This window comes from Promicromonospora sp. NPDC057488 (assembly GCF_042802395.1).
Classification (GTDB): domain Bacteria; phylum Actinomycetota; class Actinomycetes; order Actinomycetales; family Cellulomonadaceae; genus Promicromonospora.
Window position 1 is genome coordinate 1 of record NZ_JBHVEG010000110.1, and the last position, 20,580, is coordinate 20,580.

The window sequence follows — 20,580 nt, forward strand, 5'->3', positions numbered from 1 at the left end:
AACGTAGGAATGGTCGGGCTCTCAGCACTGAGAGAGCGACCATTCCTACGTTCGACGCGGTGCGATCGCAGAGAGTACGGGCGGGTGAACCTACCGGCGATGAGTTGCGGGGCGGCTCCGCGTCTGAAGAGTTGATGACGGGGCCGCTGCGGCCCCGACCGACTCAGGAGGACATCATGGTGAGCGTTCGGACCCATCTCTGGTTCGGGAACAACAAGGCCGGCGAGGCCGCCGCCTTCTACGCCGAGCACATCCCCGGCTCGTCCATCGAGCGCGTGGTCAAGGCCCCGGAGAACGCCCCGGGCGCCGAGGCCGGCACCGACTTCGTCGTGGAGTTCACCGTGGCCGGGCAGCCCGTGATCGGCCTGAACGCCGGACCGCACCGCACGCTCGACGAGGCGTTCTCGTTCTACCTCTTGGTCGAGGGCCAGGCGGAGGTCGACCACTACTGGGACGTGCTGACGGCCGACGGCGGCCAGCCCGGCGCGTGCGGCTGGTGCACGGACAGGTTCGGGGTGTCCTGGCAGGTGATCCCCAAGGAGCTCGAGCGGCTCAGCGGCTCGTACACGACGCCCGCCGAGATCGCCACGATGAACGCCATGCTGCAGATGGGCAAGATCGACGTCGCGGCCCTGCAGGCGGCGCACGACGGCGCCTGACCTGACCGTGATCGGGGCGTGTCAGGGGCTCCGGTTAGGCTGCCCCGGTGCCCCTGATCGTCGCCACCGCCAATGTCAACGGGATCCGAGCCGCCGTCCGCCGCGGCATGGAGTCCTGGATCGCCACCCGCACCCCGGACGTACTGCTGCTGCAGGAGGTGCGCGCACCCGACAAGCTGGCGCGCGAGCTGCTCGACGGCTGGCACGTCGCGCACGCGGAGAGCGAGGTCAAGGGCCGCGCCGGGGTGCTCGTCGCGTCCCGCCTGCCGCTCGGCGAGGTCCGCACGGGCCTCGCGGCCCACGGCCCGGACGGTGCCGCCGAGGAGGGCGCCGACACCGGCCGCTGGGTCGAGGCTGACATCAGCCTGCCCGACGGCGGCACGTTCACCGCGATCTCCGCCTACCTGCACTCCGGGTCGACCAACCCGGGCCAGGAGCACACGATGGTCGCCAAGTACGCGTACCTGGAGAAGGTGACCGCGCGCCTGGCGGAGCTTGCCGAGACGCCGACGCCGGCCGTCGTGGCGGGCGACCTCAACATCGCCCACCAGAACGCCGACATCAAGAACTGGAAGGGCAACCAGAAGAGCGCCGGCTTCCTGCCCGAGGAGCGCGCCTACGTGACCCGCTGGCTCGACGAGCACGGCTGGACCGACCTGGGCCGCCACCACGCCGGTGACGGCCCCGGCCCGTACACGTGGTGGTCGTGGCGGGGCGCGGCGTACGACAACGACTCCGGCTGGCGCATCGACTACCAGCTCGCCAACAAGGCGCTCGCGGGCGCCTGCCGCAAGGTCGAGGTGGACCGCGCGCCCACGTACGCGGAGCGCTGGAGCGACCACGCCCCGGTCGTGGCGACCTACGAGCTCTAGTACCGGATCGCGTCGATCACCTTGACCCGCACGGCGTAGATCGCCGGGATCAGCCCCGCCAGGGCGCCGATCCCGACGGCGCACGCCATGCCCACCAGGGCGGCGTCGAACGGGAAGCCGGGCAGGTCGTCGAGCGGCCGGCCGAAGATGCGGTCGATCGGGATGTTCTTGATCACGGCCACCGCGATCACCACGCCGACGACGCCTGCCACGGTGGTGGCGACCACCGACTCCATGAGCACGCCGAAGAACACGCGCCCGCTGGTGGCCCCGAAGGACCGCCGGATGCCGATCTCCCGGATCCGGTAGCGCACCGTCACGAGCGCGATGTTGAGCAGCCCGAGGCCGCCCAGCAGCAGCGCGAAGCCGCCCACGCCGAGCACCAGGTACTGCAGCACGCGGTCGATCACCACGGCGTCGGCCATCGGCTGCTGCACGTCGAACCGGACGCCCGCCGCCGCCAGGTCGCGGGGCAGCACCTCGGCGAACCGGTCGGCGAGCTCCGGCGGCACCCAGAACCGGTAGCTGTCGGCCATCACCCGGTCGGGGAACCAGCGCACGGCCTGGTCGAACAGCATCATGGCGCGCGGTCCCTCGTCGTTCCACTGCACGGGCACCACGCCGATCACGGTGGCGGCCACGGGCGACTCGCCCTCGAGCACGACCTTCGGGTGCGTCGTCACGGGGGCGCCCCCGGCGTAGGCGTCCAGGAAGGCCTGGTTCACCACGAGCACCGGGGCCAGCCGCTCGGCGTCGGACTCCGTGAACCAGCGGCCTCCCTCGAGGTCCTGGCGGGTGATGGTCCCGCTGTCGACGTCGACGGCCGACCACTCCGCGTAGGCCCCGCTGTCCCCGCCGCGCACCGCGAGATCCATCGTCGCGCGCACGGAGTGGTACGAGATCTTGTGCCGCTCGGCCACGTCGTCGACCGCCGTATCGATCTCGGCAGGCGTCATCCCGCCCTCGACCGGCCCCATCGACCACGCCTCCAGCGTGGTGTCGCGGCCCGACATGCGCTCGTTCTGCTCCTGCATGGCCTGCCCGAACATCGTCACGGCGGCCGTGATGCCGGTGATCGCGGTGACGGCGCAGGCGACGCCGACCAGTGCGAGCAGGACACGGACCTTGTGGATCCGCAGCTCGTCCCAGGCCTCGACGATCGCGCCCACGATGCCGGTCATGCGGGGAACCCGGCGGACTGGGGCGCCGTCTCGGCCACGGCCGCGGGCGCGTCGAGGTGGATGGGCACCAGCACGCCGTCGGCCAGGCGGAACTGCCGGTCGGCGCGGGCCGCGATCGCGAGGTCGTGCGTGATGGTCACCAGTGCGGCCCCGGTCTCGCTCGCGGCGTCGTCGAGGAGCGTCATGATCGCCTGCCCGGTCTCGACGTCGAGGGCGCCGGTCGGCTCGTCGGCGAGGATGACGCGCGGCCCGCGAACCAGGGCGCGGGCGATGGCGACACGCTGCTGCTCGCCGCCGGACAGCTTCTCGGGGCGCGTGTCGAGGCGCTCGCCCAGCCCGACGCGTTCGAGGGACTGCGCGGCGAGCCGGGTGCGGTTCCAGAACGGCTTGCCGCGTGCGTACAGGAGGGGCGCGGCCACGTTCTCCAGGGCCGTCCGCCCCTGCAGCAGGTTGAACTGCTGGAACACGAAGCCGAAGTCGTCGCCCCGGCGCCGGGCCAGGGCCCGGCTGCGCAGCCGGCCCACGGGCTCGCCCTCCAGGAGGTACTCGCCGGAGGTGGGGGAGTCGAGCAGGCCCAGGATGTTCAGCAGCGTGGACTTGCCGGTGCCGGAGCGGCCCACGATCGCCACGTGCTCACCGGAGCCGACCGTCAGGTCCACCCCGCGGAGGATCTCCAGCGTGCTCCCGTCCGGGAGCTCCACGTGCCGGGTGACGCCCTGCAGGTGGACGAGCGGGGTGCCGGTCATCCGAAGCACTCCTCCTCGAACGCCTGCATGGTATCCATGTCGCCGTCCATCGACGCCTGGTCGTAGGCGGCGCTGTCCGAGCAGTCGACGCCGCCCTCCGTGCCGTCGTCGACGGGTGTGAACTCCAGGATCTGCTCGCCGGCCTTGAGGCCCTTGGTGACCTCGACCTGGAGGCCGTCCGTCAGGCCCAGGGTCACGTCGCGGGGCTCGGGCTCGGCGCCCTCCTCCTTGACGGTCCACACCTGGCCGGTCTGGGAGGTGCCGAGGACCGCGGAGATCGGCACCACGACGACGTCCTTCGCGTTGCCGTTCGTGATCTCGATCTCGGCGCCCAGGCCGGAGAACGCCTTGACCTTGCGCGGGATGGAGCAGTGGACGGCGCCCGTGGCGGCCTCGGGGGCGCCCCCCATGACGTCCTCGCCGCCGACGGAGTCGCCGGCGGGCGCCTCGCCGATCGTCAGCCCGGTGCAGGTGAACGGCGCGGGCCCGCCCTTGAGCGTCACCTGCGCCTTGCCGGTGGCCCCGACCAGCCGGTACTGCTGGTCGGCGGTCAGCGTGCCCGACACGGACAGGGTGCCGGGGGAGACGGTGCCGATGACCTCGCCCACCGTGACCGCCTGGTCCTTGAGCACCGTGATGTCCACCGTGCCGGCGACCGGGGCGAGGGCCGAGGTCCAGGTGACCTTCGGCTCCTGCTCGGTGACGGTCTCCTCGCCGGTCTCCTCGTCGACCTCGACCACCGGGTCGACGAGCTCCTCGCTCTTGATCCACAGGACGCGGGTGTCCTTGCCGACCTTCGCGTCGTCGACCTCGATCTTGGCGATCACGCCGTCCGCCGTGGCCTTGATCTCGACCGGCGGGTCGGTGACCACGGACGCGGGCACGGTGACCGCGTTGGTGACGGAGCCCTTCTCGACGGGGATCACCGCCTCGGTGATCTCGCCCGTGGGCTGCAGCGCATCCGGTGGGTCGAGCTCGGCGCCCTTGAGCGCCAGGACGACGAGCGCGGCGGCGATCACGGCCCAGATGATGATCCGGGCGGTGGGGAAGACGTACTGGCGGACAGCACCCACGGGGGCTCCTCGCGGCGGGGACGGGTGGCGGCCTGCTGGACATTAATGCAGTTACCGCCCCGGAGGGGATGAAAGTACGGGGTGAAGCCAAGCCTTTGCGAGGAAGGGCCCCGCACCTGACGGTGCGGGGCCCTTGCGCCGGGTCGGGTGGGGCGGTGCTCAGCCCGCCGGGGCCGACGGCGGCGCCAGCAGGAACACCGGCTCCGTCAGGTCGGCCTCGGCGAACGCGTCGGCGACCGCCTGGGCGACCGTGTCGACGTCGGACAGGCGGACCAGCGCGATGGCGCTGCCGCCGAACCCGCCGCCCGTCATGCGCGCGCCGAGGGCGCCCGCCGCCATGGCCGAGTCGACCACCAGGTCGAGCTCGCGGCAGGAGACCTCGTAGTCGTCGCGCAGCGAGACGTGCGAGGCGACCATGAACGGGCCGACGTCGGCCGCGCGGCCCTCGCGCACCAGATCGGCGAACCGCGCGGTGCGGTCGATCTCGGACACGACGTGCCGCACGCGACGGCGCAGCACGCCGTCGGGGTCGTGGGGCTCGAGCTCGGCCAGCGCCCGGTCGATGCCCATGCCGCCGAGGGTCGGCGCGATGTCGCGCAGCGACTCCAGGCCCAGCAGCTCCGCGGCCTGCTCGCACGAGGCGCGGCGCGCCCCGTACTCCCCGGAGACGTGCGAGTGCTCCGCCTTGGTGTCGACGACCAGCAGCGTGAGGCCGGCGGTGTCCAGGTCGAACGGCACCGGCACGCCCGACTCCAGCGGCTTGAGGCCCGGCCGGAAGTCGAGCAGCAGCGCGTAGCCCTCGCGGCAGCGCAGCGACGCCGACTGGTCGAGCCCGCCGGTGGGCGCGCCGGCGATCTCGTTCTCCGCGCGGCGGGTGACGTCGACCAGCTCGGCGCGCCCGGCGTCGGAGGCGACCAGGCCGAGGCCCGTCACGGCGTCCAGCGCCACGGCGACGGCGGCCTCCAGGGCGGCCGAGGAGCTCAGGCCGGCCCCGAACGGTACGCACGAGTCCACGGCGGCCTCGAAGCCGCCGACCTTGTGCCCGGCCTCGGCCAGGGCCCAGGCGACGCCGGCGACGTAGGCGCCCCAGCCCTCGACGGCGCCGGGCGCGACGTCGGACAGGCGGGCCTCCCAGACGCCCTCGGCCTGCGCCGACACGAGCCGGACCAGGTCGTCCTCGCGGGGGCGCAGCGCGATGTAGGTGCGGTGCGGCAGCGCCGTGGGCAGGCAGAGCCCGGCGTTGTAGTCGGTGTGCTCGCCGATGAGGTTGACCCGCCCAGGGGCGGACCAGACGCCCTCGGGGGAGCCGTCGAACGAACGGGTGAAGAGCTCGTCGACCCGGCGCGCGCCGTCCTCGGCGCTCCAGGCCTCGAGCCAGTTGATGGTGGTCACGTACCTGATTATTGCCCCCTGAGCGCGCCGGCCCCACCAGCCGGTCAGGCAGCGAGACCGGCGCGCTCAGGATCGGGACGCGGGCTCAGGCCTCCTGGCGCAGCACGCGGACCGCTCCGGCGGGCACGTCGGCGTCGCCCACGACCTCCTGGCCGGTGAGCAGATCCGTGGCGTGCGTGCCCAGCGGCAGCTTCACGTCGCCGTCGGTGTGGTTGATCGCGACGGTCCAGGAGGCGCCGTCGCCGTGCCGGCGCACGACCTCCAGCCCGTCCACGGTGCCCGACGGCGCCAGGCCCGCGCCCGCGTACACGTCGGCCATGACCGTGGACAGCGCGTCGACGTCGAGCGCGGTGGACACGTACCAGCCCGTGCCCGCGCCGTGCCGGTGCCGGGTGATGGCCGCGCCGCCCGGCTTGGGGCCGTCGGTGTAGGTGCCGACGGGCTCGGCGCCGTCCAGCACCAGGTCGTCGGCCCAGACCGTGCCCGTGAGGTCGGTGGTGTCGTTGGTCGCGGCGCCGGCCCCCGCCGCCCCGGCCCGGTAGGCGACGGTGAGCGCGTCGTCGGCGCGCAGCGGCAGGAACTCCTCCACCCACACGCCGAGCGCGTCGCGCAGCGGGGCCATGAAGCCGCCCGGGTGCACGGCGTCGTGCTCGTCGACGATGCCGCTGAAGTAGCTCACCAGCAGCGAGCCGCCGGCCTCGACGTAGGCGGTGAGGTTGGCGGCGTCCTCGGCCGAGAGCAGGTACGACGCCGGGGCGACGACCAGCTTGTACCCCGACAGTTCCTGCCCGGGGCGGACCAGGTCGACCGTGTGGCCGTCCCGCCAGAGCCGGTCGTAGTAGGCGTCGACGCGCTCGCGGTGCCGCGCGCCCTCGCTGGGCCGGAACTCCAGGTCCTGCGCCCAGAACGACTCGTAGTCCCAGACCAGGGCCACGTCGGCCCGGACGCGGGAGCCGCGGAGCTCGGTGAGCCGGCCCAGGTTCGCGCCCAGCTCGGTGACCTCGCGCCACACGCGCGAGGCCGTGCCTGCGTGCGGGAGCATCGCCGAGTGGAACTTCTCCGCGCCGGAGCGCGAGGCGCGCCACTGGAAGAACATGACCGCGTCCGCGCCGCGGCCCAGGTGGGCGAACGAGTTGCGGGCCAGCTCCCCGGGCCGCTTGGCCACGTTGCGCGGCTGCCAGTTCACGGCGGAGGTCGAGTGCTCCAGCAGGAGCCACGGCTTGCCGCCCGCGACGGATCGCGTGAGGTCGGCGGCCAGCGACAGCCCCACGTACCCGCGCGGGTCGGCGGCCCGGAGGTAGTGGTCGTTCGAGACCAGGTCGACCTCCTTGCCCCACGCGAACAGATCCGTCCAGGGGCAGCTCGCGGCCATGAAGTTCGTGGTCACCGGGGCTGTCGAGTGCTCGCGGACGGCGTCGCGCTCGGCGATGAAGCAGGCCCGCAGGGCGGCGTCCGAGAACCGGGCGAAGTCGAGCTGCTGCGCGGGGTTGACCGCCTCCGGGGCGGCCGCCGGGACCTGGACGTGCTCCCAGTCGGCGTAGTGCTGACCCCAGAAGGCCGTGCCCCAGGCGGCGTTCAGGGCGTCGAGGGAGCCGTACCGCTCGCGCAGCCACTCGCGGAACGCGCGCTGGGCGTGCACGGAGTAGTCCAGCGCCACCGGCGCGCCGTACTCGTTGTGCACGTGCCAGCCGGCCAGCGCGGGGTGCTTGCCGTACCGCTCGGCCAGGGCCTGCGTGATGCGTAGCGCCGCCTCCCGGTAGGCGGGGGCCGTGGGCGCCATGAGCCCGCGGCCGCCCGGTCCCATCGGCGTGCCGTCCCGGTCGACCACCCGGGCGTCCGGGTGGGCCGCGTACAGCCAGGCCGGCGGGGCCGCCGTCGGCGTGGCGAGCAGGATCCGGATGCCGCCGTCGTGCAGCAGCCCGATGATGCGGTCCAGCCAGCCGAAGTCGAACTCGCCCGGCCGCGGCTCAAGCAGCGCCCAGCTGAAGATGCCGAGGCTGACGAGGTTCACGCCCGCCTCGTTCATGAGCCGGACGTCCTCCGCCCAGACCTCCTCGGGCCACTGCTCGGGGTTGTAGTCGCCGCCGTAGCTGATCTGGTCGACGCCGGTCAGCCAGCCGTCGAACCGCGGTCCGGGGGTGAAGCTGGAGGTCTGAGGCATGAGGGTCCTTTCAGGGTGTATCTGGTGGAACTCGGTCAACGGCCGGGCAGCACGCGAACCGTCGCCGTGACGGGACCGTACTCCGTCGTCCCGGTGACGGTGTACGTGCCCGGGACGGCGGTCGCGCCGTCGGGCACGGCCTGCCAGTCGACGGCGGTGCGGCCCGGCCGGCCCTCGCCCGGCGACAGGACGCCGACGGTGCGGGGCAGCCGCACGTCGTCGCCGGTCCGGGCGACCGCGCGGACGTCGTCCTGGAGCACGTGCGTGACGTCGCTGTCGTGGAAGACGTCGAGCGACGCGTTGGCCTCGGGGAACCAGCCGGAGCCGGTCTCGACCCAGGTGAACATGGGCTGCCAGTTCGCGGGCTCCCACACGAGCACGCCCTGCACCCGGTTGCCGGGCACGTCGTTCGCGGCCTGGAAGACGCGCTGGATCGCGTCGGCCTGGCCCTGGACGGTCACGGGGAACGGCGAGTTGGGCAGCGGCGTCGGGTCGCCGGGCGGCCAGCTCTCCGCGGGGTAGGCGGTCTCGGCGACGTCGAGGGCGTAGTCCGGGAAAGCGTCCGCGATGGTGTGCAGGTTGTGCTCGAGCTCCTCGGGGCTGCCGTGCCACTCGGGGTAGTAGGACAGGGCCAGCACGTCCGGGGTGGCGTCGGCGGCCTCCAGGCGGGTCAGGAGCTGGGTCCAGAACTCCATGGTCTTGTCGAGGCGGCCCGTGTCGACGATCGCGTGGATCTCGACCTCGGACTCCGGCGACGCCTCGCGCACGGCGTCGATGCCGGACGCCATGAGCGTGGCGAACCGGTCCCACTGCTCGGTGTAGAGCCGCTGCTCCTCCGGGTCGGTGCTGCGCCAGTAGTCCCACAGCAGGCCGCCGCCGGGCTGGGACTGGTAGACGTCGGCCTGGTCCGTGAAGTACTGGGGCGCGGTGGTGCCGATGATCCGCGCCTCGCTGCCGTACAGGAACCCGTTGATCACCTCGTTGCCCACCGCGACCTTGGCCGGGACGGTGCCCTGTTCCCGCAGCTGGGTCAGGTAGTCCGCGGTGAAGTCGTGCACCTGACCGGTGAGCTCGTCGAACGGCAGCTCGGCCCAGGCGCGCGGCTTGGGCTGCTTGCTCGGGTCGGCCCAGCTGTCGGCGTAGTGGAAGTCGATGCCGAGGCTCATGTCGCGGTCGACGATCTCGCGGGCGACCGTCAGCGAGCGCTCGGGCCCCTGGTACGCCGGGTCGGTCTCGACGCCGGTGGTCTCGTCGCGCGGGTCGTTCCAGATCCGCAGCCGCAGGTGCTCCATGCCGCGGTCCTCGACCACGTCGAGCAGGCGCGGGCCGGGGTCCGGCTCGCCGGCCAGGGCCGCCTCGGCGTCGAGGTAGTAGGGCTGGTCGCGCTCCTGGTCCGCGTAGGAGAGGTCGGCGCCGAGCTTCAGGTCGTCGCGCAGGTAGTTGTAGGCGTGGACCTCGGCGACGCCGTTCCTGGTGTCCCTGGCCGCGGCGGGGTCGGTGAACCGGACGCGCACGTAGCGGGTGCCGTCGCGGTCGAGCAGGGCAGTGGTGCCGGCCGCGCCGCTGCGGCCGTCGTGATGATCGGCGACGGTCACCCACCGCTTCCTGTCGCGCGATACCTCGACGACGTAGCGGGCGGGCGTCGCGTCCGCGAGGACCACCTCGATCTTGTGGAGGCCGTCGTAGGCGCCGCCGAGGTCGAGGGTGAGGGCCTGGTCCTTCGTGCTCTTGCCGTGCGCCGTGCGGCCCGACGGCGTCCAGACGGTGCTCTCGTCGCCGTCCGTCGCCCGGCCGGAGTCAGCATCGTTGCTGGTGGCGTGGGTTGTGACCCAGTCCTTGCCGGCCAGGTCGGTCTCGACGGGCTCGATCACGGCCTCGCCGTAGCCCGCAGCCGAGGGCCCGATCGCGAGGCCCGCCGTCGTCAGCGCGACGGCCAGGGCGGCGCTGCCCGCGAGGGCGCGCCGCCGGTGTGTGCTGTGCGTCATGAGGACTTCCTTGTCCAGGTCGGGAACGGCCCGGGTGGGACGTTCGTCCGGAGTACCCGGCACAACGGTAGGTCCTCGGCGCGTGCGGGGGAATACGCTTCCCGACGTCGTTCGTGGTGAGCCGCCCGGCGGCTACCTTTCGTACGGGTCCGTCAGCGTGAAGGGGGTGCCGGCCACCTCCCGTGCCTCCTGCGGGAACGTTTCGCCCGCGACGTAGTAACGGGCGCGCGTCCGGCCCACCGGTTCCAGCACTCGTGCCGCCACGAGTTCCCGCAGGTCGCGTTGTGCCTGCTGGACCTGCAGGTGCTCTGAGTGTTCGTACCGGCTCCTGCGCACCCGTCCCGAGAGCGCGACGTCGTGCAGCGCGCTCACGACCCGTGGACTCAAGCCCAGTGAGTCCACGAACGTGTCGAGGTGCTGGAGTACGCGGGTGGACCTTTCGAGCCTCAGATGGACCGACTGGGTCTGCTGATGAGACGCCACGAGATTGAACCTGACCCACTCGGAGACGTCCTGGTCGGGAAGGTAGGTGGCCCCTCGTGCACCGAGCTGCCGGTAGTACTCCCAGGTGTTCCCGGGGCGGCCCAGCCAGGCCTCGATCGACGAGAACTCCGGGGCGAGCACACCCGCCCGGGCCGTCACCAGCGTCTGCAGCGAGCGCGACATCCGGCCGTTCCCGTCCGACCAGGGGTGGATCGACACCAGATGCAGGTGTGCCATCGCGGCGCGGACGACGGCGTGCGTCGAGTCCTCGTCGTTGAGCCAGTCCACGAGCTCGGACATGAGACCCGGGACTTCTTCGACCGGGGGTGCCGTGTAGACGGCGATGCTCGGGTCGCGGGTATCCGTGACGTACACCGAGCCCTTGCGCCACTGGCCGGCCGGTCGAGCCGGTGTGTGGTGGTGTCCTTGCAGCATCCAGTGGAGACCGTTGAGCAGGCCCTTGCTGTAGCCGAAGTCCGGTGCGTCGTGCAGCGACTGGATGTAGGTCATCATCCGCTGGTAGGCCAACGTCTCGTCGCGGTTCTCCTCCGAGACATCGACGTCGCGCTCGCCCTCCATGAGGTCCTCCGCGTCGACGGTCGAGACGCGGAAGCCCTCGATCGAGTTCGAGGCGGCGACGGCGTCGGCGGTGAGGAAGCGCCGCAGGCCGTCGGTCCACTTCGTGGGAGTCGACCGGACCTGCAGGCGCAGCTGCTCGCGCGACCGGTCGATGTCGTCGAGGACGCGGCGGTCGGCGTCTGAGAGCGCAGGGGTCGGGAAGAGCATGTCGCTACTTTAGTAATGACGCAATCATTGCGTCAACGCGTCGTGTCGACGCTCAGCCCCGGACGGCGGCCAGCACCTCCTGCTCCTCGTCCCGCGTGAGGCCCGTGACCTTGGCGTCCGGCGTGGCGCGGAGCCAGGCGACGGTGTCGCGGGCGGTCTCGGCGAATGGCCGGATCCGCAGGCCCGCCGCCAGCGAGGACGTGACGTCATGGGTCATGAACCCGCCCTCGACCAGGTCCGCGACCCAGAAGGGGATCGACCGCGGCCCGGCCCACTGCGCCACCTCGTGCTCCGTCAGGGTCTCGGGCGCGACGGCGACCAGCTTCGGGTCCGCGCCGACGCCGTCGGCCACCCCGGCCAGCAGCTCCGACCGGGGCACGGGCGGGCAGACGGCGTCGAAGTCGCCCGTCGTGCCCTGCTCCGCCGCCGTCACGATCCACTCCGCGAGGTCGCGGACGTCGACGAGCTGGACGGGGTCGTCCACGGGCTCGGGGACGAGCACCGGCAGGCCGTCCTCCGCGGCCTCCGCGAACCGGGCGGGCCAGTAGGTGAACCGGCCGCTCGGGTCGCCCGGCCCGACGATCAGGCCGGGCCGGATCACGAGGGCCGCCGCCGCGCCCGTGCGGACGATGTTCTCGCAGGCCACCTTCATCGCGCCGTAGACCTCCGGGCCGGAGGCCGGGTCCTCGTCGGTCTCGACCGGGTCCAGGAGCGGGAGGGTGGCGGGGGTGCCGCCCACCGTGGCGGTGTCAGAGTAGACGTTGACCGTCGACACGAACGTCCAGTGGGCGTCCGGGAAGGCCGCGACCGCGCGGCGCACGTGCGAGGGGATGCGGGAGACGTCGACGACGGCGTCGAACGGGTCCTCAGCCAGTGCTGCGGGGACCTCGTCGGCGCGGTCCCAGCGCACCAGCGTGGCGCCGTCGGGCACCGTGCCGCTCACGCCGCGGGCCGCGCACACGACGTCGTGGCCGCGGGCCAGGGCGGCCGCCGCGACCGCGCGGGACAGGAAGACGGTTCCACCGAGCACCAGGATTCGCATGGTGCCCACCGAACCGCATCCGGGGCGGCGAGGCACGCGGATCTGCTGCTGGCGAATCTTCGGTGGGCGTAGTCGGGATGGGCCGAGGCTGCGGCAGGAGGGGCTGCTCGTAGAGCCGCCAGGAGCATCCCGGACCGTCCCGTCACGCCCGACGACGCAGCACCGCCCGCTGGTCCGGCGTCAGCACGCTCCGGAGCTGGTCGGCCGTGACCGGCACTCCCGCCCGCGCCAGCGCCCGGAGGACCGCCGCGGCCTCACCGGTCGCCAGCGGCCACGGCCCCGCCGACATCGTCTCGTGGACCGCGGTGAAGAACCGCGCGGCCCGAGCGAGCCGGATCCCTGCCGGGGTGTCCGGGCCGAGCACCTCGACGCCCCGGGTGGTGTTCGCCACCCAGCGTGCGTTGGCGTCGACGCTCTCGTTCCAGGAGGTCGCCCAGACGTCGTCGCCCACGACGTAGCGCTCACGGCGGGTCTCCGGTTCCCGCTCCCGCCGGATCAGCCGCAGCCCGTCGAGGTACACCACCGCGTTCGACACTGCGGCCCTCGAGACCCCCAGCTCGGCGATGAGGTCGGCGGCGGTGCACCCGTGGTCGGACGAGTGGATCTGCACCAGCACCCGGGCGGTCGTCCGCGGCACGCCCGTGGACACCACGTTCTCGGCGAACTCCTCCAGGAAGGCGGCTCGAGGGTCCGGCTCGGGCACGGCCGGCGGGGTCGTGCGCGGGCGCCGGGCCCGTTCGCGGGCCGCCGCCTCCGCGTCGTCGGCGACGTACCCGTCCGGCCCGCCGTTGCGCGCGACCTCACGGGTCACGGTCGACGTCGGCCGACCGAGCCGCCGCGCGATCTCGGCGTAGTCGAGCCCCGCTGCCAGGCCGGCGGCGACCCGCTCGCGCTCGCTCCGGTTCAGGCGTGCTCCGGTCACATCGCTCCTGGTGCATTGGTCGTCCGGCGGTCGCAACGATCCACCGTAGCCGCTGGCCGCAGCCAGGGTCAGCAGTTGATGCTGCCGTGAACGCAACGCCCGGCAGCACGTGAGAGGAACGACGTGACCGCACTACCGAAGCCCGCAGGCCCGCGACAGGCGGGCCTCTCCCGGGCGCTCGCCCCCGACGTCGCGCGCGGCCTCATGCTGCTCCTCATCGCGCTGGCGCACGCCCCGGGGTTCGTGAGCGACCGCGCGCCCACCACCGTGAACACGGTCGCGGAGCTCCTCCGGTCCCTGCTCGCGGAGAACCAGGCACGCTCGATGTTCATCGTCCTGTTCGGGTACGCGATGGGCCAGCTCCTGTACCGGCAGGAGGCCCGCGGCACCGGGCCTGTCGAGACCCGCCGGCTCCTGCGGCGCCGGGGGATCGTGCTGGTCGGCGTCGGGCTGGCGCACTACGCGCTGCTCGTGCCGGTCGACATCGTCGCGACCTACGGGTTCGCCCTGCTGTTCCTCGCGGCCATGGTCACCGCCGGTGACCGCGTGCTCCTGTGGACGGCTGCCGTCACCCTCCCGTTCGGCGTCGCGCTGATCGGCTGGACCTACCAGCGTGCCGTGGCCGCCGAGCTGTCCGGCGAGCCGTCCGGCATGGCGCCGTACATGTCGGCCGACTACGCCACCCATGTCGTGTCCGGGTTGCCCGGCTGGCTGCCCGAGACCGTCCTCAGCGTGATCGTGGTGGTGCCGGGCATGCTCTTCGGCATCTGGGCGGCGCGCCGCCACTACCTGGACGAGCCCCAGGCCCACGCCGCCCTGCTCCGCCGGGCCGCGGTCATCCTGCTGCTCGTCGCGCTGGTCACCCGGCTCCCCGAGGCGCTCGTCGTGGCCGGGTTCTGGGTACCGGCGTCGTCGGCCACGGGCTGGGCGCTCGCCATCCTCCACACGCTGGGCGGCTGTGCGGGCGGGGTCGGGCTCGCGGCGCTCGTCGGGATCCTGGTGGCCCGCCGGACGCCCGACGTCGCGCCCGGCCCGCAGGCCGGCAGCCCCGTCATGCCGGGACCCGCCGCGCCGGGCCCTCTCACGACGGCGCTGGCCGCGCTCGGACGCCGCTCGCTCACGTTCTACCTCGCGCAGTCGCTGGTCTGGCTCGCGCTGTTCTACCCGTTCACGCTCGGCCTGGCGGACACCGTGTCGTTCGCGGGGGCCGCGGCCGTCGCGATCGGAGTCTGGGTGCTCTCCGTCGTCGCCGCGGGCGCCATGGAGCGCGCGGGCCGGGCGGGCCCCGCGGAGCTGCTGGTCCGGAGGCTCGCCTACGGGCGCCGGACCAGCGTCAGGCCGGGTTGATCCCCAGCTGCATCCCGGCGAGCCCCCGCTTGCGGGTGGCCAGCGCGGAGGCGACCTCGCGCAGCACCTTCGCGCCGGGGGAGTCGGGGTCGGCGAGCACGACCGGCGTGCCGCCGTCCCCGCCCTCACGGACGGCGACGTCGAGCGGCACCTGGCCGAGCAGCGGCACGTTCTTGCCGATCACCTGGGTGAGCCGCGCCGAGACCTGCTCGCCGCCGCCCTCGCCGAAGATCGGCAGCCGGGTGCCGTCGGGCTGCTCCAGCCACGACATGTTCTCGACCACGCCGACCACGCCCTGCGACGTCTGGGTCGCCACGGACCCGGCGCGCTCGGCGACCTCGGCGGCGGCGGCCTGCGGCGTCGTGACGACGAGGATCTCGGACGACGGCAGCAGCTGCGCCACCGAGATCGCGATGTCGCCCGTGCCGGGCGGCAGGTCGAGCAGCAGCACGTCGAGGTCGCCCCAGAAGACGTCCGCGAGGAACTGCTCCAGCGCCCGGTGCAGCATGGGCCCGCGCCAGACGACGGGCTGGCCCTTCGGCACGAACATGCCGATCGAGACCACCTTGACCCCGTGGGCGATGGGCGGCAGCAGCATGTTGTCGACCCGTGTCGGCTGCCGGTCCACGCCCAGCATGCGGGGGATCGAGAAGCCGTAGATGTCGGCGTCGATCACGCCGACCGACAGGCCGTCGGCGGCCAGCGCCACCGCGAGGTTCGCCGTGACCGACGACTTGCCCACGCCGCCCTTGCCGGACGCCACCGCGAACACCTTGGTCATCGAGCCCGGCTGCGAGAACGGGATCACTGGGTCGCCCGCGCCGCCGCGCAGCTTCGAACGGAGCGACGAGCGCTGCTCGGCCGTCATCACGCCCAGGTCGACGTCGACCCCGGCGACGCCCTCGACCGCCGTCGCCGCCGCCGTCACGTCCTTGACCAGCGTCGACTTCATCGGACAGCCCGCGACGGTCAGGTCCACGCCAACGGTCACCGCCCCGCCGTCGTCGACCGAGACCGACCGGACCATGCCCAGGTCGGTGATGGGCCGCCGGATCTCGGGGTCGAGCACGCCGGTCAGTGCGTCGCGCACACGAGCCTCGAGCGTGGGGGAGTCGACTGAGGTCATGAATCGATCTTAGGCGGGCCCCGGACCGGCCCACGCCGGGGTCCTTGCAGTGCCCGTCAGTTGGTAACGGTACGCTGCGTCACCACCAAGGGTGAGGAGGCCCCCATGACCGAGCCACGCGTCCCAGCGCGAGTTCGGCATGTCGCCTCGGAGGGCCAGGCGCGCGACCTCGCGACCGAGCTCCAGCGCCAGGGCCGGCCCTGGCCCGTGGTCGTGATCTCCACCCCGGCCGGCCACGACGCGCCCTTCGTGGACCCCCAGCGCGTGCTCGACGACGTGGCCGGGCTCGCCGAGGTCGTCGTCATCCCGACGGGCGACGTGTCCTGGGAGTTCTCGTCCGGCATGCCGCCGGACACGCAGGTCTACGGCGGCGCGTCCCGGGTCTACGGCACCGACCTGGAGTGGGTGCACCAGCCGCGCCGCTCGCCGCTGCACTTCGCCTACTCGAGCGACGAGGACGCGCGGGTGCGCGACCGCCTCGTCAGCGACGTGATGCGGTTCGCGGTGCGCGCCGGGATCGTCGGTGCGGCCCGTACCGCCCCCGGCGCGACGCCCGTCGAGGGCACGGTTCTGGGTGTGCTCGGTACGCGCGCCCTGGTCAGCACCGACGACGGCGGCCAGGCCACCGTCGCCGAGGAGCTCGTCCTGGCCGACGTCCCCCTCGCGCGCGTGCTCGCCCCGGGCATGCGGGTCACGGGGGCGCTCGACCCGGCGCGCCGCCTCCTCGACGTCCGCGGCATGCTGCCCGACGTCGCCGCCCTGCGGCGGGCCGTGCACGCCGCCTACCGGGTGGGTCAGGTCGTGCTGGGCCGGGTCGAGAGCGTCGAGGACGAGGCCGTGCGCATCGCCCTGGCGCCGGGCGTGCACGTGCGGGTGCGCCGTGCGGAGATCACCGGCAACGACCTGGACCTGCTGGGCGACCTCTTCACGAAGGGCGAGGTGATCGCCGCCCGCCGCGTGCCCGCCCCGCTCGACGGCCTGGCTTTGCGGCTGGACGACGTCGACGAGTCCCAGGACGAGCCGCTCCCCGCCATCGCGCTGCTGGACGGCGGGCCGCCGTGGCTCCAGCCGCCGGAGCCGGAGCCCGAGCCCGGGCCGGAGCTGCCCCGGATCGCCGGGCCCGTGGTGCTGGGGTCGATCGGTCCCGCCGGACGCCCCACGCCCGCCGACCTGTTCGGTCTGCGCCCGGCACCGGCGGTCCCCGCCCCGGCCAACGGTCAGCCCGGCGGCCCGCGCAAGCCCACCCCCGGCGACGTGGCCGCCTTCCACGCCGGCGCCCAGGACGCTCTGCCCTCACCGACGACGTCGGAACCGGAGCCGGCCGGCAAGGCCGCCCGCGACCTCAGCCTGTCCCTCGACGCCGCGCGGTCCCGGGTGGCGTCGCTCGAGAAGGACCTCCTGGACGACAAGGTGCGGCGGCACCAGGTCGAGCTGGAGGTGGACCGCCTGCTGGGCCGCGTCGGCGAGCTCACCGAGCGGCTCGAGCGCAGCGAACGCCGGGCGGAGCAGCAGGCCACGGCCCTGCGCAAGGCCCGGCAGGAGGCGGCGCGCCTGCGCCACCGGCTGGGCGACGCCGGCGTGGAGGTGCCCGAGGAGCGGTACTTCACCGACGACGAGGAGCAGCTCCGGTTCGAGGTGCTGACCGAGTGGGCCCGCGCCATCCCCGCGGCCGAGAAGGCCGGCCGCCCCCTGGCGGGGTACACGCTCGGGCCCCGGTTCCTCGCGTCGCTGACCGACGTCGAGGGCATCAGCCGGGACCGGGTCGTCTGGACGCTCGTCATGGTGCTGACCGGCCTGGCGCAGGACATGAACGGCCTGCAGGTGCACCGCCTGCGCACCGGCGCGGGCGGCGACGACCCGGTCCGGCACCGGGACGACGGCGCGGTGTGCTGGCGAGTGTCCTTGCAGGTCAACACGCCGTCGGCCCGCCGGCTGCACTACTGGAAGCTGCCGGGCGGCACCTACGAGCTGTCGCGCGTGGTGCTCCACGACGACGTGGAGCCCTGACCGCGCTCCTTCTCGTCCAGCTCCTCCAGGAGGTTGCGGATCTCGGAGCGCACGAAGTCGCGCGTCGCGACCTCCGACAGGGCCAGCCGCAGCGCCGCCATCTCCCGGGCCAGGTACTCGGTGTCGGCGAGGTTGCGCTCGCCGCGCTGCCGGTCCTGCTCCGCGGTGACGCGGTCGCGGTCGTCCTGCCGGTTCTGCGCCAGCAGGATCAGCGGCGCGGCGTAGCTCGCCTGCAGCGAGAGCATCAGGGTGAGCGCCGTGAACCCGTTGGCCGCGCTGTCGAACCGCAGGTCCTCCGGGGCCCAGATGTTCCACGCGAGCCAGAGCAGGCAGAACACCGTGAGGTAGATGAGGAACCGCGGCGTGCCGAGGAACCGGGCGATGGCCTCCGTGGCCTTGCCGACGGCGTCCTCGTCCAGCCGGAACCGGGGGACCAGGCCGCGCCGCTGCGCGAGCGGGGTGTCGAGACGGTCAGGCACGGTTCGCCCCCCGTCGCGTCGGAGCCCGGCGGGTCGACGGCGCGGACTGCGCGGCTATCGCCTCCATCCGCTCGTCGTCGCTGCCGCGCCAGTCGTCCGGGAGGATGTGGTCCAGCACGTCGTCGACCGTGACCACCCCCAGCAGCCGGCGCTGCGCGTCCAGCACCGGCAGGGCGAGCAGGTCGTATGCCGCGAGCAGGCGCGTCACCTGACCCACCGACGCGTCGGGCGTGAGCCACTCGGTCTCCGTGTCCAGCATGGAGGCCACGGCCGCGTGCGGGGGCTCCCGCAGCAGCCGCTGGAAGTGCGCGACGCCGAGGAACCGCCCCGTCGGCGTCTCCAGCGGCGGCCGCACCACGAAGACCAGTGAGGCCAGCGCGGGTGGCAGCTCCTTGCGCCGGATCTGGGCCAGGGCCGTCGCGATCGTGTCGTCCGCCCCCAGGATCACGGGCTCCGTCGTCATCAGGCCGCCCGCCGTGTCCTCGGCGTACTCCAGCAGCCGCCGCACGTCGGCCGCCTCGTCCGGCTCCATCAGGTTCAGGAGCTGGGCCGCCTGCTCGTCCGGCAGCTCGTTCAGCAGGTCGGCGGCGTCGTCGGGCTCCATGACCTCCAGGACGTCGGCCGCACGGTCCCGGTCCAGGCCCGACAGGATGGAGACCTGCGCGTCCTCCGGGAGCTCCTCCAGCACGTCCGCCAGCCGCTCGTCGTCCAGCGCGAGCGCGATCTCCAGCCGGCGCGCCGCGCCCAGGTCGCGGATCACGTCCGCGAGGTCCGCCGCACGCATGTCCTCGTAGGCCTCCAGCAGCCGCGCCGCGCCCTGCTCGGGCGACCGGCTGGTGAGGTCCTGCACCGCGTCCACCGGCACCGTCAGGGTGGAACCGCGCCGGAACGGGGCCGAACCCCGCGCCGAGCGCCGCCGCACGAACAGCTGGTCCACCAGCCAGTCCCCGGTGCGCTGCTGCGCGATCGAGACGTCCTCGATCGTCACCTCGCCCGAACCGTCCTTGAGCTGCACGCGCCGGTCCAGCAGCTCGCCCAGCACCACCGACTCCATGGCCCGCTGCTCGAACCGCCGCATGTTCACCAGGCCGGTGCTGATCACCTGACCCGCGTCGATGCTGGTCACCCGGGTGAGCGGTAGGAACACCCGACGCCGGCCCGGGACCTCGACCACCAGCCCCACCGCCCGCGGCGCCCCCTTGGCCCGGACCAGCACGACGACATCACGGACCCGGCCCACCTGGTCCCCGATCGGGTCGAAGACCAAGGTCCCGGCCAGACGTGCGACGAAAACCCTGGTGCTGGCGCTCACGCTGGTCAGCCTACGACCCGCGTGGGGGCGTCGCTCCTCGCCGTTATGGTCCAGGTAGGGGAGACTATGAGCATGAGCATGTCTCGCCCGGGTGCCGTCCCGAAGGTCCCGACCCTGCCGGCCGGTGACGAGGTCGCCGCGTACTCCACCTACCTGGAGGCGCAGAAAGCGGTCGACTACCTCTCCGACAACAAGTTCCCCGTCGAGAACGTCACCATCGTGGGCACCGACCTGCGCATGGTCGAGCGGGTCACCGGACGCCTGACCTACGGGCGGGTGGCGCTCGCGGGCGCCCTCTCGGGCGCGTGGTTCGGTTTCTTCGTCGGCCTGCTGCTGACGCTCTTCTCGGCCTCGTCGGGTTTCCAGGTCATGCTGGCCGGCATCGCGCTCGGTGCCGGCTTCGGCCTGCTCTTCTCGATCCTGTCCTACGCGTTCACGGGCGGACGGCGCGACTTCACGTCGTCGTCGCAGATCGTGGCCGCGACGTACGCGATCCTCTGCGCCCACGAGCACGCGAGCGACGCCCGGGCCCTGCTGGTGCAGTCCCCGAGCGGCCTGGGCAAGGCGCGCGGCACGGCCTCGGTCGGGGTCCCGGCCACGCCGGCGCAGCACGCTGCCCCGGCGGCACAGGCACCTGCGGCCGCGCCGACGGCGCCCGCCGCGCCCCGGACGCCGGACCCCCGCTGGGTCACGCCGTCCGGTGAGCCCCGGTACGGCGCGATGCGCCCGGGTGCGGGTGCTGGTGCTGGTGCTGGTGCGGCGGCCCCGGCAGATGCGCCGGTCCCGCCGTCGGACGCCCCGGCTGCCCCGGGTGCCGAGGGCGCCCCGGCCCAGCCGCCGGTCCCGCCGTCGGACAACCCGTCCGACCCGCCGGCCGAGGCCGAGGACGCTCCGAAGCTCCACCAGGGCAACCCGTACGCGCCGCCGTCGGACGACCAGAAGTAGCACTCAGGCTTCGGGCGCTGGCACTGACTTCGGTCGGTTGCCTTGAGACCGGTCAGTCAACC

General features: G+C 73.3%; 17 protein-coding genes. 5 read left to right on the plus strand and 12 right to left on the minus strand.

Translation table 11 applies throughout. The annotated features are described in order from the left end of the window. The first annotated feature begins 176 nt into the window (after window positions 1–176). Together ACFU5G_RS20105 and ACFU5G_RS20110 are read left to right on the plus strand one after the other, a co-directional pair. Window positions 177–659, plus strand: coding sequence for a VOC family protein (locus ACFU5G_RS20105; protein ID WP_377248725.1), 483 nt, complete (start codon window positions 177–179; stop codon window positions 657–659). 47 nt (window positions 660–706) lie between these two features. Then, the gene (locus tag ACFU5G_RS20110; protein ID WP_377248728.1) at window positions 707–1,531 is read left to right on the plus strand and encodes an exodeoxyribonuclease III; all 825 of its coding nucleotides are present in this window, start codon (window positions 707–709) and stop codon (window positions 1,529–1,531) included. On the opposite strand, the gene ACFU5G_RS20115 is transcribed toward ACFU5G_RS20110, so the two are convergent. From ACFU5G_RS20115 to ACFU5G_RS20155, 9 genes are all read right to left on the minus strand, one after another. Continuing rightward, entirely contained in the window at window positions 1,528–2,712 is a 1,185-nt protein-coding gene (locus tag ACFU5G_RS20115; protein WP_377248731.1) for an ABC transporter permease, read from the minus strand. The two genes, ACFU5G_RS20110 and ACFU5G_RS20115, sit on opposite strands and share 4 nt — an antisense overlap. Continuing rightward, window positions 2,709–3,458 (minus strand): ABC transporter ATP-binding protein, encoded by a 750-nt coding sequence (locus ACFU5G_RS20120; protein ID WP_377248734.1) that lies wholly within the window; start codon window positions 3,456–3,458, stop codon window positions 2,709–2,711. The genes ACFU5G_RS20115 and ACFU5G_RS20120 overlap by 4 nt, the downstream gene beginning before the upstream one ends. Further along, on the minus strand, window positions 3,455–4,531 hold the full coding sequence (locus ACFU5G_RS20125; RefSeq protein ID WP_377248737.1) for a secretion protein HlyD: 1,077 nt from the start codon (window positions 4,529–4,531) through the stop codon (window positions 3,455–3,457). The genes ACFU5G_RS20120 and ACFU5G_RS20125 overlap by 4 nt, the downstream gene beginning before the upstream one ends. A 159-nt stretch (window positions 4,532–4,690) precedes the next feature. Continuing rightward, window positions 4,691–5,923 (minus strand): galactokinase, encoded by a 1,233-nt coding sequence (gene galK, locus ACFU5G_RS20130; RefSeq protein WP_377248740.1) that lies wholly within the window; start codon window positions 5,921–5,923, stop codon window positions 4,691–4,693. 85 nt (window positions 5,924–6,008) lie between these two features. Further along, window positions 6,009–8,084 (minus strand): beta-galactosidase, encoded by a 2,076-nt coding sequence (locus ACFU5G_RS20135; RefSeq protein ID WP_377248743.1) that lies wholly within the window; start codon window positions 8,082–8,084, stop codon window positions 6,009–6,011. A 35-nt stretch (window positions 8,085–8,119) separates the two neighbouring features. After that, window positions 8,120–10,069 carry a glycosyl hydrolase 53 family protein gene (locus ACFU5G_RS20140; protein WP_377248746.1) on the minus strand — a complete coding sequence of 650 codons (1,950 nt, stop codon included), beginning with the start codon at window positions 10,067–10,069 and terminating at the stop codon, window positions 8,120–8,122. A 132-nt stretch (window positions 10,070–10,201) separates the two neighbouring features. Next, a complete protein-coding gene (locus tag ACFU5G_RS20145) occupies window positions 10,202–11,338 on the minus strand; it encodes a Fic family protein (protein ID WP_377248749.1) in 1,137 nt (378 codons plus the stop codon). 52 nt (window positions 11,339–11,390) lie between these two features. Further along, the gene (locus ACFU5G_RS20150) at window positions 11,391–12,380 is read right to left on the minus strand and encodes an NAD-dependent epimerase/dehydratase family protein (RefSeq protein ID WP_377248752.1); all 990 of its coding nucleotides are present in this window, start codon (window positions 12,378–12,380) and stop codon (window positions 11,391–11,393) included. Between the two features lie 142 nt (window positions 12,381–12,522). Further along, complete coding sequence (locus ACFU5G_RS20155; protein WP_377248755.1) at window positions 12,523–13,302, minus strand: MarR family transcriptional regulator; 780 nt, start codon at window positions 13,300–13,302, stop codon at window positions 12,523–12,525. Between the two features lie 123 nt (window positions 13,303–13,425). On the opposite strand from ACFU5G_RS20155, the gene ACFU5G_RS20160 reads away from it, so the two are divergent. Then, a complete protein-coding gene (locus ACFU5G_RS20160) occupies window positions 13,426–14,649 on the plus strand; it encodes a DUF418 domain-containing protein (RefSeq protein ID WP_377248758.1) in 1,224 nt (407 codons plus the stop codon). Here ACFU5G_RS20160 and ACFU5G_RS20165 read toward each other — a convergent pair. Further along, window positions 14,636–15,775 carry an Mrp/NBP35 family ATP-binding protein gene (locus tag ACFU5G_RS20165; protein ID WP_377248761.1) on the minus strand — a complete coding sequence of 380 codons (1,140 nt, stop codon included), beginning with the start codon at window positions 15,773–15,775 and terminating at the stop codon, window positions 14,636–14,638. The genes ACFU5G_RS20160 and ACFU5G_RS20165 overlap by 14 nt on opposite strands. A 105-nt stretch (window positions 15,776–15,880) precedes the next feature. Here ACFU5G_RS20165 and ACFU5G_RS20170 point away from each other — a divergent pair, with 105 nt between their 5' ends. Further along, window positions 15,881–17,782 (plus strand): hypothetical protein, encoded by a 1,902-nt coding sequence (locus tag ACFU5G_RS20170; protein WP_377248764.1) that lies wholly within the window; start codon window positions 15,881–15,883, stop codon window positions 17,780–17,782. Here the strand turns inward: ACFU5G_RS20170 and ACFU5G_RS20175 are convergent. Both ACFU5G_RS20175 and ACFU5G_RS20180 read right to left on the minus strand, forming a co-directional pair. After that, window positions 17,737–18,261 (minus strand): DUF1003 domain-containing protein, encoded by a 525-nt coding sequence (locus tag ACFU5G_RS20175; protein ID WP_377248767.1) that lies wholly within the window; start codon window positions 18,259–18,261, stop codon window positions 17,737–17,739. The two genes, ACFU5G_RS20170 and ACFU5G_RS20175, sit on opposite strands and share 46 nt — an antisense overlap. Further along, window positions 18,254–19,573, minus strand: coding sequence for a magnesium transporter MgtE N-terminal domain-containing protein (locus ACFU5G_RS20180; protein ID WP_377248770.1), 1,320 nt, complete (start codon window positions 19,571–19,573; stop codon window positions 18,254–18,256). The genes ACFU5G_RS20175 and ACFU5G_RS20180 overlap by 8 nt, the downstream gene beginning before the upstream one ends. 72 nt (window positions 19,574–19,645) lie before the next feature. Between ACFU5G_RS20180 and ACFU5G_RS20185 the strand changes: the two genes are divergently transcribed. Further along, entirely contained in the window at window positions 19,646–20,518 is an 873-nt protein-coding gene (locus tag ACFU5G_RS20185; RefSeq protein ID WP_377248773.1) for a general stress protein, read from the plus strand. Window positions 20,519–20,580: the final 62 nt, after the last annotated feature.